Here is a 14,070-nt window from a genome sequence, read left to right as displayed (position 1 = left end):
CTGACAGTTCACTTGTCGGGGTGAGATGGGGATTCGGGCATGGATATTCGTGGCTTCATGAAACGACATAAGATCGCGTCGGCGGTGGCGGCGCCGGCGACGCTGGGCGTGGCGGTAGCAGTCGCGGCCACGTTCGCGATCACGTCGTCGCCGGACTCGAAGCAGGCCGATCCGGCGCTGAAGGCCTCGGTCACGGAATGTCACGACATGGTGACCATCTCGGTGGCCGGGCGCAACGACTCGCCGCAGCAGGGCACCACGAAGATGCTGGTCGACGCCAATGGCAACGAGCTGCCCGCGGCCCTGTCGGACGACTACCAGAGCCACTGGGTGGATCCGGTGGTGAACGCGCCCGGCGGATCGGTCGACTCCAACTCGTACTGGGCCGTGTACGTCTCCTATCCGGCGAACCTGAACAGCTACGAGGACGCCGTGAACACCGGTGTCGCCAATACCGAGCAGGTGATGCGCGACATCTCCGCGGCCTGCCCCAACACCAAGTACGCCATCGTGGGCTACAGCGAGGGCGCGGATGTCGCGCGCCGGGTCGCCATGGATGTCGGGCACCAGAGCGCCGGGGCGGACGGCAAGTACGGGATCGTCGATCCGGGCAATGTGGCCGGTGTCGTCATTCTCGCCGACTCGGGCCGGACAGCGGGTGAGGGTCCGTTCCCGGGCGCGAAGGACCCCAGCCACCCCGACAACTTCAACCAGAGCTATCAGACCGGCAAGGACGTCGCCGGCGGCCAGGGCGCACTGCCGGACCAGTCCGGTGACTTCGGCGCGCTGAACGGCCGGATCGCCTCCTTCTGCTCCGACGGCGACCTCACCTGCGCCGCGCCGAAGAACATCTCGCTGCTCCAGCTGGCCATCAATGTCGGCCGCCAGATCAATGCCGACCAGATGCAGAGCGACGGCCTCACCCCCACCACGGGCATGGATGTGGCGGTGGTGCTGGGCAAGATCGCCGGTGACGCCTTCGCCGACATCGCGCACGACCCGGGCTGGTGGACGAGCAAGGAGACCTTCCTCGACGTCCTGCTCAAGGTCTCGCAGCCGGGCTACAAGCCGAATCAGGACAACCCGACCCCGGTGGCCGCGGATTCGATTCAGGCCGAGACCATGTCGCCGCTGGCGTACCTGCCGCAGAAGGTCTTCAACGAGGTCGTCGGCCTGATCACCACCAACCAGAACACCATCCCGGTGCTCCTGAACGACCCGTACAACCTGACCCTCGGCCCCAACGGCACCGGTCACCACTTCGACTACTGGCGGGATTCCAACCCGGACAACGGCAAGCCCCTGACCTCCGCGGAGTACGCCGCAGCGTGGCTCACCGAGCTCGCCAAGGAGGCCCAGGCCGGCCAGCTGAACCCGAAGACGCTGACCCCGACCGCCACCACGGCCCCCAACGTGCTGGCCGCGGCGCCGACGAGCGCCACGTCCGGAACCACCACTCCCGCAACCGGTTCCACGACACCGGCGGCCGGAACCACCACCCCGGCCACGACGACGCCCGCCACCACGACGACGGCGACGCCGCCGACCACCACGGTCACCCCGGACGCGGCCACCCCGGCGACGACCACGCCGCCGGTCACGACCACCCCGCCGGTGACCACCACGACGGTTCCGGTCACCACCACTCCCCCGGTGACCACCACGACACCGCCGACCACCACTCCCACGCACTGAGCCACCGGCGAAACGAGCATGCGCTGGGGCGCACCCGGAAGGGTGGCGCCCCAGCGCATGCTCGTTTCCGAAGGAGCTCGCCGGTTCCGGCTCAGCGGATGGTGAACCAGACCAGGCTGCCCAGGCCCGCGACCAGGCAGTAGATGGCGAACGGGGTCAGGGTCTTGGTCTCGAAATAGGCCGTGAGGAACTTGACCGAGATATAGGAGAGGACGCCCGCGACCACGCTGCCCGCGAAGGCCGGGCCGAGGATGGCGTGGTTCTCGTGCTTGAAGAGCTCCGGCATCTTCAGCACGCCCGCCGCCAGGATCACCGGCGTGGCCAGCAGGAAGGCGAAGCGGGCGGCATCCTCGTGACGCATGCCCTTGAACAGGCCCGCGACGATGGTGCTGCCGGAGCGGCTGATGCCGGGGAAGAGGGCGGCGATCTGCGCGGCGCCGATCAGGGTGGCGTCGCGCATGCCGAGGCGGGACAGCCGGACATCGGAGGCGCGGGCCGGGTCGGTCATGGGGAGCACGACGGTGTCCTCCATGGAGAGGTCGCCGGTGCGGCCGGTGGGGCTGGCGAGCTGGAACTCGGGTTCGTGTTCACGCTTGCGCATGAGCTCGGCCGACAGCAGCACGAAGCCGTTGATCGCCAGGAAGATCGATGTCGGAACGGGCGTGCCGAGATAGTTGCGGACCGCCTTCTCCAGCAGCAGTCCGGCCAGGCCGACCGGAATCGTGGCGATCACCAGCAGTACGCCCAATCTCGCTTCGGGCGTGCGTATTTGGCGTGTCAGCACCACATCCCACAGCCCCTGAACGATGCGTACCCAGTCCCGCCAGAAGAAGATCACCAGGGCGAGCGCGGTGGCGACGTGCATGGCCACCAGCAGTGCCAGATACGGGGAGTCCTTGGCGGACATGCTCAGATCGTCGGCCCATTTACCGCCGACCCAGGCGGGCAGCAGGATGCTGTGTCCCAGGCTGGATACCGGGAAGAGCTCACTCACCCCCTGGAGCGCGCCGACGATGATCGATTCCAGGTAACTGATGGCCATTCGAATTCCTGTCGGGGGCGGTGCGGGGATCCGAACACCCCGGGCCGATACACGGGCATTGTGTGATCGCGCCGGGGCAGCTCGCTTGGCGAGGCTACTCGATGCCGTGTCGGCATGCGCACACGTGGTGGATCGGCGGAGGATGCGGCAGGATGAGAACGATCGGTATACCGGCGATGGGCGGGAGACGGAAATGCGAGCGGAACTCACGGAGTGGATGTCGCGGGGGAGCTACTTCGACTTCGACGGGCATCGGATCTTCTACATCCGGGAGGGGAAGGGACCGACGCTGCTATTGATCCACGGCTATCCCTTCAACTCCTACGACTGGCATCGCATCTGGCCGGATCTGACAGCCCACTACGACGTCATCGCGCCCGACATGCTCGGGATGGGCTTCTCCGACAAGCCCATTCGCCACCACTACAGCGTGCTCGAGCACGCCGATATGCACGAGGCCCTGCTGCGGCGGCTCGGCATCGGCGAAACCCTGCTGCTGGCACACGATCTCGGCGTGAGCGTGGCGCAGGAGCTGCTGGCCCGCCGCCTCGACGGCACCGCGGCGGCCGACATCCGGGCCGTGGTGTTCCTCAACGGCGGGCTGTTCGTGGAGGCGTATCGCCCGCGCCTGGTGCAGAAGCTGCTGGGCACACCCCTCGGTCATCTGGTGGGCCCGCTCATGACCGGCGGGGTCATCGCGCCCGCGGTGCGCGAGGTGTTCGGCCCGGACACCAAGCCCACCGACGACGAGATGCGGACACTGCAGGAGGTGCTGTTCTACGGCAACGGCCGCTTCGTCAATCATCTGGTCGGCCGCTTCGTGGCCGAGCGCACCACCTACCGCGACCGCTGGGTCGAACCGCTGCTGCGCAAGGAGATTCCGATGCGGCTGATCAACGGCCCGCTCGACCCGAACTCCGGTGCGCACATGGTGGCCCGCTACCGCGAACTGGTCGCCGACCCGGATGTGGTGAGCCTGGACCGGATCGGGCACTGGCCGCAGCTCGAAGACCCCGCCGGGGTATTCGATGCGGCGCACGCATTCCTCCGCGCCGCGAATTCGGCCTAGACGCAATCCATTTGCGCGACGCGGAGCCCGGCTGCGTGGAATACTTCCGCGATATGCAGTACAGGGGATTCGACAATCCCGACGCCGGCGAGGATCCCGAGTTAGCTCAGGCCCGCATCTTCCTGGACGAATTGGAAAGGCATGTAGTCAAACTGACCCGGCGATTGCAGACCGCACCCACCCTCGAAGCCCGGCAGTCGATCAGTGCCGAACTCTCCACGGTGCGCCGGTATGTGGATCGCATTCACCGCAGATTCCCGGGAATTGCCGTCGCGAATCCATTTCGCGGCTCACCACCCGGAGCATCCGCGCTCTAGGCCGGCTACCGGGCCGGATTCGATTGCGGCTCAACCGATAGGCCTCGATTGCGGCTCACCGGGCCAGGTGTGCGCGCCAGCGTTCGGCGGAGCGGACCATATCCAGGCCCACCCGCTCGAGATACTCGCTCATGCCCAGCAGCCGCACCCCGGCGGGCGTGGCCGAGCCCAGTGCGTCGGCGCCGTCGCGCGCCGTGGCGGCCAGCCGCTCATTGGTGCGCGCACCCGCGAGAGTGGCTCGGTACCAGGCGGATTCGTCGATCACATAGCGATCGCGACGACTGCCCGGATCCCGGTCCCGCCGGATCAGCGCCTGCTCCTGCAGGTAGCCCACGGCCGCGGACACCGTCGCGGGACTCACCCGCAGCCGGGCCACCAGCTCGGCGGCGGTGAGGCTGCCCGAGTCCGCGGCGTACAGGCGGGCCAGCACCGCCGACGCCATGCGCGGCATGCCGGACTGCGCGAACAGCGCCGCGAACTGGGCGCTGAAATCGGACAGCAACACCGGGTTGCGGCCGTATTCATCGACGGCAGCGGGCTTTTCGACGGGTCTGGGCCGGGACACGCGCCGGCGTGAGCGCACCACGGTGGCGGCCTGCGCCAGATCGGCGCGATAGCGACCGGGCCCGCCATTGCGGGTCACCTCGCGGCTCACGGTGGACGTCGGCCGTTCGAGGCGGCGGGCGATCTCGGCATAGCCGAGCCCATGGGCCAGCCCCGCGGCGATGAGACGGCGATCCTCCTGGCTGAGTCTTCCTCCGGGCATCGGAAGCGGCTCCTTCGTCAGATGCCGCCGAGGCGGCGCGGCTCACCCTATTGCAACACACCACGTGCAGAATCGGCCTGGGATATGGTCGCGGCGAGACACGAATTCCCTTGTAACACAGTCGTTATCCTGTCCATGACGGCATCTCCGCATTGCCATCGTTGTGAACGCAACGTAGCGTTCGCCCTCATTCGAACGAGCCGCCCCGGGGCGAACGGCGGACGAGGACAGCCGATTCAGAGCCCGGTCAGATCAGCGATCACGCTGAAGTCCATGACATCCGTCCCCGCCAGGTACACCGGCTGGGTCGTGTGCGCCCCGCGCACCCGCACTTCGCCGCGCGGACCCCCGTAACTCACCCGCGCCGCTTCGCGCTCGATGACCCGCACATCCAGGCTGCGCGCCGCTTCCGCCAGCGAGGCGAACAGCAGCAGGCCCTCGTAGCAGGATTCGCCGATATTGTTCAGCGCCGGGGCCAGCTGCCCGAAGCGGGCCGTGTAACGGCCGCCGAACGCCATGCCCTCGCGCGACACCAGACTCTCGAAATAGCCACAGGCCGTGAACAATCCGCGCGCGCTGTCCGGACCGCCCGCGTACAGCACGTCCTCGCCGATCATCATGCTCAGCCGCAGCCGCCCGTCGTCCAGCCCGGCCGCCGCGAACGCCTGATTGAAGGCCGCGCAGTCCGCGCCGACCATGAACACCAGCACCCCCTGCGCGGGCGAGCGCCGGATCAGGTTCAGGGCGGCGGTGAAATCGCGGCCGCCCAGCGGGACGAACACCTCGCCGACCACGTCGATATCGGTGCTGCGCACGAATTCCCAAGTGGCCCTCGATGTTTCACGCGGCCACACGTAGTCGTTGCCGACGACGCACCAGCGCCGCACCCCCAGCTCGGAGCGGAACCAGCGCAGCGCAGGGAACAACTGCTGGTCGGGCGTCTCCCCCACCATGTAGACGCCGTCGGAATCCTCGCCGCCCTCGTAGAAGGTGGTGTAGACGTAGGGCACCCGGCCCGCGGTGTGCGGCGTGATCACCTTGCGGGCATTGGACAGGTGCCAGCCGACCACCCCGTCGATCATGCCCCGGCTCACCATCCGGTCGATCTGCGCGGCCAGCACCGGCAGCGGCGCGCCGGCGTCCACCGGGTGCAGCCGGACCGGCCGGCCCAGAATGCCGCCGACGGCATTGATGTCCTCCACGGCGAGCGTCGCACAGGCCTCACAGGACGGCCCGAAGATGCCCGCGGGACCGCTCAGCGGCACCACCAGCGCGAGGTCCACCGTGGCCCGGCGCGACCGGAAATCCCGTCGCGTCATCGAATATCACCACCGTCATCGCTGCCTGCGTCCGCCCGGTACGGGGCGGTACATGCCGAAGGGGCACGATAGTACCGTTTCGCCGCGAACCGGGAAATCGCTACAGCCCGGCCCCGCCCTATAGTGACCCCGGTGAACAGTCCTGACGCGCGCGAGCTGATCCTGCTCGCCGGTGAGCGCACCATCGCCGAACGCGGACCGGACGCGGCCCTGCGCGATATCGCGGTGGCGGCGGGACAGCGCAACAACTCCGCCGTGCACTACCACTTCGGTTCCCGGGACGGGCTCATCGCGGCCATCATCGAACGGCATCAACCGGCATTGGAATCCCGGCGCACCGAACTGCTGGCCGAGCACGAGGCCGCGGGTGCGCCGGACAGCGTGGCCGCGCTGGTCGCGATTCTGGTGGGGCCCATGTTCGACGTGCCCTACGCCGAGGGGTCGACGCACTACGCGCGATTCCTCGAGCAGGCGCGCGCGCATCCCGCCGTGACCGGACCGAACCTGCACGAGAAGCGCTGGGCCGCAACACGAGTCCTGGTGGCGCGGCTCTACCGCGCCATGCCCGACAGCACCCCGGCGCAGCGCCGGTACCGGCTACAGGCCATGACCACCGTCATGTTCGCCCTGCTCGCCGACTACGAACGCCAGGACCTGCCCACCGCGGCCGAGCGCGCCGACGCCCGGGACAGCATCATCGCCATGATCGTCGGGCTACTGACCGAACCGGTCGGTCAGGACGCCGCGGTCCGGGCATCCGGGTCGAAGCCGCCGGGGATCTCGTAGACCATCCCGCTGAAGGTGATGCCGAACAGTCGCCCGGCCGAGAAGCCCTGGCCGCCACGGCCGTACTGCACCTCACTGGTCAGCTGCGGCCCGGAGCCGAGCACGCAGTACTGCCCCGGGGCGTCGATACGGACCACCTGGCCGGACGAATTGAACGGCAGCACCGGGCGTTCCAGCGAATCCAGCGTCAGCCCGTCTGGCGCGGCGAGCAAGTCACCGCCGGGCAGGTCCAGTAGCGACTGCGGGGCCCACGGGGCATTGGTGGGGATCCGGCTCACGCCCGGGTTCACGAAGGTGCGCGACACGTAGAGGTACGAGTCGTCCTGATCGAGCACCGCGCCGTTGGCACTGGGGAAGCTCGCCCAGTTCGACTGCACCACGCCATTCGGGTACACCCGGCCCACCAGGGAACCGAAATCATTGGTGGCATAGACGGTTCCGTCGTGCGCCACGTCCATGCCGTCGGCCGCCGAGAGGCCCGTCGCGAAGGGAGCCACGGCCCCGGTGTCCGGGTCGACGGTGACGATCCCGGCCTGCCGCAACGCATCACCCACGAACACCCGGGGATCCGCGCCGTAGCCGACCAGCAGCCGGCCGTCCGGCAGCCAGGCCAGCGCGCCCGCGCCGCCACTGGGCACCTTGGCGATCGGCACTGCGGGCGCACCCGGCGCGTCGATGCGGAAGACCTGCCCGCTGACCAGATCGGTGACGAACGCCCGCCCGGCGGGGTCGATGCTCAGCCCCTCGAGCGCGGTGCCCGGCAGCGAGGCCACCACCGCGGTCGGCTGTCCCGCGCCGGGACAGACCGGCGCGGCCGAGGCCGGCGCCGCGGCGAAAGACGACAGCGCCGCGCAGGCGAGCATCGCGCAGGCGAGCGCAGCGGGTTTCCTGATCCCCATGTCGCACCTCGTCCATGTCGGCCGGTAAATCCCTGCATCGTATGACGTATCAGGGGTTCGGAGGGTTCAATTGTGGCCGTGCCCGGGATTTCGATTCGCCCCAGTCGCGATTTCCGCCGCCTCGCCGCCGGTCTCGCGCCGGCAACCTCCTGGACTTTCGTCCATATGTCCGTGATTCACGCGGACGCTGTTGCAGCACAACCACTTCCAGCAACTGTCCCGAGTATTCAGCATTGGGCTTCGACCGGATCGGATAAGCCCGGATTCGTTCTCGGCTCCGAACCCCGAATTATCGCCGACGGCGGCTCCACCGAAATCGCGGAACACCTTGCCGAGGACCTGATCCGGGCCGGAAAGCCGATTTCCCTGGCCACCGGAAGCGACCGGCCGGGCGATATCGTACTGCGCACAGGCGATATCGACGACCCGGCCGCGGAGTCGTATCGCATCGCCGTCAGCGACCGGCTCACCATTACCGCCGACAGCCCGACCGGCATCGTGCACGGCACCCAGACCGCCCTGCAATGGCTGCGGCAGACCAGCACCCTGCCCGGCGGCGTCGCCGAGGACCGGCCGGACTACAGCGAGCGCGGGCTCATGCTCGACACCGGGCGCGAGTTCTTTCCCGTCGACTGGGTGAAGGCCCGCATCCGCGACGCCGCGTACCTCCGGATGAACCTGGTGCAGCTGCACCTGTCGGACTCACAGGGCTTCCGGCTGGCGAGCGTCATGCACCCGGAGATCACCTCGCCCGAGCACTACAGCGCCAACGACATTCGCGAAATCCTCTCCTATGCAAGATCTTTCGGCATCGAGATCGTGCCCGAAATCGACATGCCCAGCCACATGAACGCCATCCTGGCCCAGCATCAGGACCTGGTTCTGCGCCCGGCCCGCACCACACCGCAGGACGCGGTACTGGACAGCGCGATCGGCGGCGGGGCCGGCGGCAAGATCGATCTCACCAATCCCGGTGCTCACCAGTTGATCAGCGACATTCTGCACGAGTTCGTACCTCTGTTCCCCGGGCGCTACTGGCACCTGGGCTGTGACGAGTACATTTCCGACTACACGCGCTATCCCCAGCTGGGTGACTACGCCACACGGACTTTCGGCCCGGGAGCCGCACCCGGCGATATCATCATCGACTTCGCCAACTGGGCAGCGGATCTCGTCGAATCGCTCGGCAAGACGCCGAGGGTCTGGAACGACGGCTTCGACCATCCGGGTGTCCTGGCACCGAAACCCGAACTGGTGGTGCAGTACTGGTCGGCCGGCGCCGGTGGGCTGCCGTGGCTGCCCGGCGGTCGCACACCCGCCGACTTCACCCGGGACGGGCATCCCGTCCTCAATGCGGCCTTCACGCCCACGTACTTCACGACCGGCGGGCCGGCCGCTGCGCTCAATGCTCCACCGGAACTGCTGTGGGCCTGGGACCCGGGGCTTTTCGTGAACGGGCAGCGGCTGCCCGATTCCGATCGCCCGCTGTTGCGTGGCTCCATGCTCTTCCTCTGGTGCGATGATCCTGCCGCCCTGACTCCGGAGCAGATCGCAGCTCCGCTGCGGGCCCGGCTGCCGGTCATGGCCCAGCAGTTGTGGGCGGGCACCGGCGGGATCGGGTATCCGGACTTCCTCGGCCGCGCGTCCGCGGTCGGATGGCCCTGATCAGAAGCGTCTGGCGCCGGCCATCGGCATGGCGGTCAGCGGTGAGACCTTCACGCCGGAACCGTAATCGCTGGCGTGGATGACCTTTCCGTCACCGAGATACAGCGCGGAATGGCCGCCGCCGTAATAGGAGACCAGATCACCCGGTTGCAGATCGTCCACCGACACCGGCGTTCCGGCGGCCAACTGTGAATAACTGGTGCGCGGCACTTCGACTCCGGCCTCACGATACGACCACTGCACCAAACCCGAGCAGTCGAAGGTGTCCGGGCCATCACCGCCCATGCTGTAGGTTGCGCCGAGCTTGGTGCGGGCCGCATCCACGGCGCGTTCGCCGACGGTCTTCTTCGGCATGGCCGCGGGTACCGGCGCACGGGGCGCCGCGGGATCGGTCACGCCGGGTATTCCGACCAGCGGGGGCAGGCTGCTGGGCACCGCGAAGGTGCCGAGACCGGCCACCACCACCGAGCGGGATTCCGGAGCCGGGATCACGGGGTACAGCGGCACGGGCGAAAACGCCTGGACCGGAATCTGATCCGGTACGGGGTCGGCCGGGGCGATAGTGATATGTCCCGGAATCCCGACCATGCGCGAGGCATCCGCCGCGCCGACGGCGGAGGTCTCGCCGACCGCGGGCTGCGGCGCGATATCCACACTCGGCGGCGCGATATCCACATTCGGCAGCGTGATATCCACACTCGGCACGGAAGCGAGGCCGAGCTGGGTCGCGATCTCGGTGGGAATCTCGATCTCCCCGATACCGGGGACCGAGACCGGCGCTGCGTGCGCCTGGCCCGCTGTGAACAGCAGGGCTGCTCCGACGGCTGCCGCGCCGAGGACTCCTGTCGCCAGGGCCCGCAGGCTCAGCCGCGGTAGAACTCGAACCTTCTGTCTATCACCGTTGGTTTCCATGAGCGGTCGTCCTCCGATCAAGCCGTGAAAGCTATTCGGTTTCCGTCCATCACAATCGAACTCTTCGGTACTGCAGCAGATCCGAGAGTGCATATTTCGCCGGAATTGCACAGGGTGCAATGAGTGACATGCGTGTTATCGATAACGAAACAGTAAACATTGACGGCTGTGTCCAATTGGACACAGCCGATTTTCATCGATTTCGACGACATCGCGCGAGCCTTCGCGCGCCTGGACGCGCGCCCGTGTGAGACTGATCGACGGAAAAACAGCCCTCCCCATCATCAGGAGGATGATCGATGACCAAATCCGGTGCGCTACCGAATCTTCCCGAGCCCCTGGTTGTCACACTGGGGAATCTCAAAGGCGGCGTGGGTAAAACGACCTCCGCCTTCTTTCTCGCCTCGTATTTCGCCACCGTGCACGAACTTCGGGTGCTCGTGATCGACGCCGACCCGCTCAGCCAGACCGGTTACTCCTGGTATCGGCGGCTACAGCGGGCCGAGGTCGGCATTCCCTTCGAATTGCTCGCCTTCCCGTCCCGGCACGTGAACGACTGCATCACCGACAATTCCGCGAACTACGACGTGATCATCGTCGACGCCGGCGGTGAATCGGCCGACATCTTCAAGGCCGCCGTCCCGGTGAGCGATGAGCTCGTTCTCGTCACCAGCGTCAGCCCGTCGGAGGTCAAACGCGTGCCCAGTACCTATCGCGCCGCGGAAGAGGCGGCCGCCGAACACGAAAAGGCCATCCGGGTGCGGGTGCTCATGACCAAGGTGCCGGTCACCATGAAGAACGGCGTCAATGTCTCCACCGAATACCGCACGCAGCGCGCCAATCTGGAGGGCGCCGAATACGACGTATTCGAATCCTATGTGAGCGCCTGGAAGTGGTACCGCGAAGCCGCCGACGGTGAAGTCGGCGACGGTGCCGAGAATCCGATCGAGGATCTCGGCGAATACCGCGCCGTCGGTGACGAATTGATACGGCCCTATCTGGAGGCCGCGCAGTCCGCTCGCATGCCGGCGGAGGTGTCGGCCTGATGCCGCCCCAGCGCCGCAAGAGTTCCATCGGCGGGGGCCTGGGCCGCAACCCGCTCTCCGACGAGGCCGAGCACACTCCCCCGGTCTCGCCGCTGCGCGACGCGAAATGGCCGCGGACCCCCAAACTGTCCCAGGCCGCGACCACGGTGCTCATGGCGCCCGCCAAACCCGCACAGCCGGAGGCGGACTCGGCGATATCCGCACCGGAACCAGCGCAGTCGACACCGGCTCCGGAGCGGGCCGCACCCGCACCGGCAAAGCCCGAACCGGTGGCGAGCGCACCCGAACCGGTTGCCGCCCCGGCCGCTTCGGCACCATCCGGCCCCGCGCCGGTCCGGGCGGTCGCCCCGCCGGAGGTCGAGCCCGCGCCGAGCGTGCTCGACCTGCCGCTGCCCAGTGCGGGTGGCGAGGGACCGCTCAGCCGCACCGAATCCGATCAGCTCGAGCTCTGCGAGTCCTCCATCGACGCGCTGCGGGTGGCCTTCTGGACCGCCGGGCGCGCCCTGCAGATCGTGCGCGACGGGCGGCTCTACCGCGCCGATCACGCCACCTTCGACGAGTACGTCGAGAAGCGGTGGGACATGCAGCGGTCCTACGCGCACAAGCTGATCCGGGCCTGGCCGCTGGCCTCCCGCCTGCACCCGCTCGCGCCCGCCATCAACGAGGGACAGATCCGCGAGCTGCTGCCGGTGGCCGCGGCCCACGGCGAGGACGCGGCGGTCACCGTCTACACCACGCTGGCCGCCGACGTGAAGGTCACCGCGGGCAAGCTGCGCGAAGCGGTCGCGGTACTGCCCGACGACTACGACGAGGGCACGGTGGTCCAGCGGCTGCGGGCGTGGCTGCGCGGCGAGCTCATCGAGGAGCAGACGCAGACACCCGATCTGTTCAGCTCGGTGGAGTCGCGCCTCACCGCACTCACCCAGAAGGTGGTCAAGGGCTCCACCGACCACCCGGTCGCGGCCCGCGAATTCGCGGCCAAACTGCGGACACTGGCCGAACTCATCGAGCGCCAGATTCCGCTTGCCGGGCGAATGCCCGACACCGAATAGCGTTACTCCGCATCGTCACAGCGCTGCTCCGCATCGTCGAAAGGGCCCGGCCGAGTGCCGGGCCTTTTCGATGTCCGCGCCCGCCACCGCGAATTCGATAGGAACAGAGTCTTTCTGAAATAGTAAAAACCTATTAACGTGGACTTTGCCCACACAGCAAGACTTGCCCGCATAGCAAAAGGCTCCCCGATCGCTCGGGGAGCCCTGGCACTGTGTCCAGTAGGTCTACTCGCCCACCGCGTGGCGTTCCCGGGCGCCGGCGGCGCGCTGGCGGGTGGCACGGGCGGCCGCGGCGTCGAACAGCTCCAGGTGCTCGAACAGCGGGTCCTCGTCATCGGATTCGACCAGGACCGCCCGGCGCAGCTGGGTACGGGTCTGCTCGCGATCCGGGCGTGGGCGTTCGGCGCGACGCGACTCCTCCTCGTCGTCCTCGGCGCGCTTGCGGGCCAGGCGGGCGGCGCGGCGGCGGCGGATGTCCTCCTCGATGCGGACCTGTCTGCGTAGGTAGCCCAGGTACGCCACCAGAACCGTGCTGGACAGGGCGCACAGCCACCACAGCACCGCCGAGACGGCGACACCGGCGGCGGCCAGGACCAGGGTGGACAGCACCAGGCCCAGCACGGCGCGCTGACGGAAGGTGTAGCGGGCCGCCCGGGCGGCGGCGTCGGCCTCGGGGTCGAAACCGCCGCGGCCACGCCGGGACGGCACGAAATCCGCATCCTCGTCGTCGGATTCGGGCTCCGGTTCCGGTGCCGGATCGGGCTCGCGCAGCGCGGGGGTGCGGGCGCGCTGGGGCGCCTCCTGCCGTTCTTCGCGCTCGGCCTCGCGGTCGGCGTCGTCTGCCACCGCCCCATCGTTCTCGGATTCACCCTCGGCCGTGGCGGTTTCGGGGAGCGTCTCGGACTCGGCCGGCTCGGACTCGGATTCGGCCGCGATATCCGCCGCCTCGACACGGTCGGCCGAATCCCCCTCGGGCCCGGGCACTTCGGCGGTCGGCGTCTGCGCTTCGGCGATGGGCGCAGCCTCGGTGTCGACTTCCTTCTCGTCCGATGCAGCGGCGTCGTCCGATCTGGTCATCCGATCCTCCGGATCCTCGCTCGGGTGCTGAAGCTTTCTGCGAACCGGCACGTAGTCCGGGTCGGTGTCATGTCCGGTCGCCGGACCTTTCCTGGTGCGCTGTGCGGCACCACCGCGATGCAGGATCCGCGTGGAGAGCGCGGCGTCGGTGTGCTGCCGGATACGGGGATGACGGTTGGCCAGCATCGGAAACAGGACGAAGACCCAGAGCACCACCAAACCGATCCACAAGATCGAATTCGGCATTGCCGTCACACCTCCGTCCCGCCCAGCTCATAGTCCCTTCGACGTGCACCGCAGCGCCTACCGGTGGGTGCACAGACGCACCACCGGCGTCCGTAGGTTAATTCCACACCGGGGTAATTCCCCACAGGCGCGCCGACCACACAAGTAACACTAGTAACAGCCGACCCTTCGGTTGTTCT

At 68.0% G+C, this 14,070-nt stretch carries 13 protein-coding genes; 7 read left to right on the top strand and 6 right to left on the bottom strand.

Going from position 1 to position 14,070, the window contains the following annotated elements; genetic code table 11:
• The first annotated feature begins 39 nt into the window (after positions 1-39).
• Positions 40-1,695: a cutinase family protein gene (locus tag ACFXN1_RS08060; protein WP_379442688.1), complete on the top strand. Its 1,656-nt coding sequence runs from the start codon at positions 40-42 to the stop codon at positions 1,693-1,695.
• A gap of 91 nt (positions 1,696-1,786) precedes the next feature.
• On the opposite strand, the gene ACFXN1_RS08055 is transcribed toward ACFXN1_RS08060, so the two are convergent.
• Positions 1,787-2,743 (bottom strand): undecaprenyl-diphosphate phosphatase, encoded by a 957-nt coding sequence (locus ACFXN1_RS08055; protein ID WP_379387505.1) that lies wholly within the window; start codon positions 2,741-2,743, stop codon positions 1,787-1,789.
• A 187-nt stretch (positions 2,744-2,930) separates the two neighbouring features.
• Here ACFXN1_RS08055 and ACFXN1_RS08050 point away from each other — a divergent pair, with 187 nt between their 5' ends.
• On the top strand, positions 2,931-3,806 hold the full coding sequence (locus ACFXN1_RS08050; RefSeq protein ID WP_379442239.1) for an alpha/beta fold hydrolase: 876 nt from the start codon (positions 2,931-2,933) through the stop codon (positions 3,804-3,806).
• A gap of 53 nt (positions 3,807-3,859) precedes the next feature.
• Complete coding sequence (locus ACFXN1_RS08045) at positions 3,860-4,123, top strand: hypothetical protein (protein ID WP_379397378.1); 264 nt, start codon at positions 3,860-3,862, stop codon at positions 4,121-4,123.
• Positions 4,124-4,178: 55 nt separating this feature from the next.
• Here ACFXN1_RS08045 and ACFXN1_RS08040 read toward each other — a convergent pair whose 3' ends face one another.
• Together ACFXN1_RS08040 and ACFXN1_RS08035 are read right to left on the bottom strand one after the other, a co-directional pair.
• Positions 4,179-4,889 (bottom strand): helix-turn-helix domain-containing protein, encoded by a 711-nt coding sequence (locus tag ACFXN1_RS08040; protein ID WP_379442241.1) that lies wholly within the window; start codon positions 4,887-4,889, stop codon positions 4,179-4,181.
• Positions 4,890-5,125: 236 nt separating this feature from the next.
• Complete coding sequence (locus tag ACFXN1_RS08035; RefSeq protein ID WP_379397374.1) at positions 5,126-6,208, bottom strand: substrate-binding domain-containing protein; 1,083 nt, start codon at positions 6,206-6,208, stop codon at positions 5,126-5,128.
• 132 nt (positions 6,209-6,340) lie between these two features.
• Between ACFXN1_RS08035 and ACFXN1_RS08030 the strand changes: the two genes are divergently transcribed.
• The gene (locus ACFXN1_RS08030) at positions 6,341-6,994 is read left to right on the top strand and encodes a TetR family transcriptional regulator (protein WP_379397372.1); all 654 of its coding nucleotides are present in this window, start codon (positions 6,341-6,343) and stop codon (positions 6,992-6,994) included.
• On the opposite strand, the gene ACFXN1_RS08025 is transcribed toward ACFXN1_RS08030, so the two are convergent.
• A complete protein-coding gene (locus ACFXN1_RS08025) occupies positions 6,943-7,893 on the bottom strand; it encodes an SMP-30/gluconolactonase/LRE family protein (RefSeq protein ID WP_379442242.1) in 951 nt (316 codons plus the stop codon). The two genes, ACFXN1_RS08030 and ACFXN1_RS08025, sit on opposite strands and share 52 nt — an antisense overlap.
• Before the next feature lie 165 nt (positions 7,894-8,058).
• Here ACFXN1_RS08025 and ACFXN1_RS08020 point away from each other — a divergent pair, with 165 nt between their 5' ends.
• Positions 8,059-9,558: a family 20 glycosylhydrolase gene (locus tag ACFXN1_RS08020; RefSeq protein WP_379442243.1), complete on the top strand. Its 1,500-nt coding sequence runs from the start codon at positions 8,059-8,061 to the stop codon at positions 9,556-9,558.
• On the opposite strand, the gene ACFXN1_RS08015 is transcribed toward ACFXN1_RS08020, so the two are convergent.
• Positions 9,559-10,470 (bottom strand): NlpC/P60 family protein, encoded by a 912-nt coding sequence (locus ACFXN1_RS08015; RefSeq protein WP_379442245.1) that lies wholly within the window; start codon positions 10,468-10,470, stop codon positions 9,559-9,561.
• A gap of 299 nt (positions 10,471-10,769) precedes the next feature.
• Here ACFXN1_RS08015 and ACFXN1_RS08010 point away from each other — a divergent pair, with 299 nt between their 5' ends.
• Together ACFXN1_RS08010 and ACFXN1_RS08005 are read left to right on the top strand one after the other, a co-directional pair.
• Positions 10,770-11,516, top strand: a complete 747-nt coding sequence (locus ACFXN1_RS08010) for a ParA family protein (RefSeq protein ID WP_379397364.1) — start codon at positions 10,770-10,772, stop codon at positions 11,514-11,516.
• Positions 11,516-12,568: a hypothetical protein gene (locus tag ACFXN1_RS08005; protein ID WP_379442246.1), complete on the top strand. Its 1,053-nt coding sequence runs from the start codon at positions 11,516-11,518 to the stop codon at positions 12,566-12,568. Before ACFXN1_RS08010 ends, ACFXN1_RS08005 begins: the two co-directional genes overlap by 1 nt.
• A gap of 225 nt (positions 12,569-12,793) precedes the next feature.
• On the opposite strand, the gene glpR is transcribed toward ACFXN1_RS08005, so the two are convergent.
• Entirely contained in the window at positions 12,794-13,891 is a 1,098-nt protein-coding gene (glpR, locus tag ACFXN1_RS08000; protein ID WP_379442248.1) for a gephyrin-like molybdotransferase receptor GlpR, read from the bottom strand.
• Positions 13,892-14,070 lie beyond the last annotated feature (179 nt).

This window comes from Nocardia sp. NPDC059154 (assembly GCF_042755705.1).
GTDB lineage: Bacteria > Actinomycetota > Actinomycetes > Mycobacteriales > Mycobacteriaceae > Nocardia.
The sequence above is the reverse complement of the archived record's forward strand: the minus strand, read 5'-3'. Positions and strand labels throughout refer to the sequence as shown.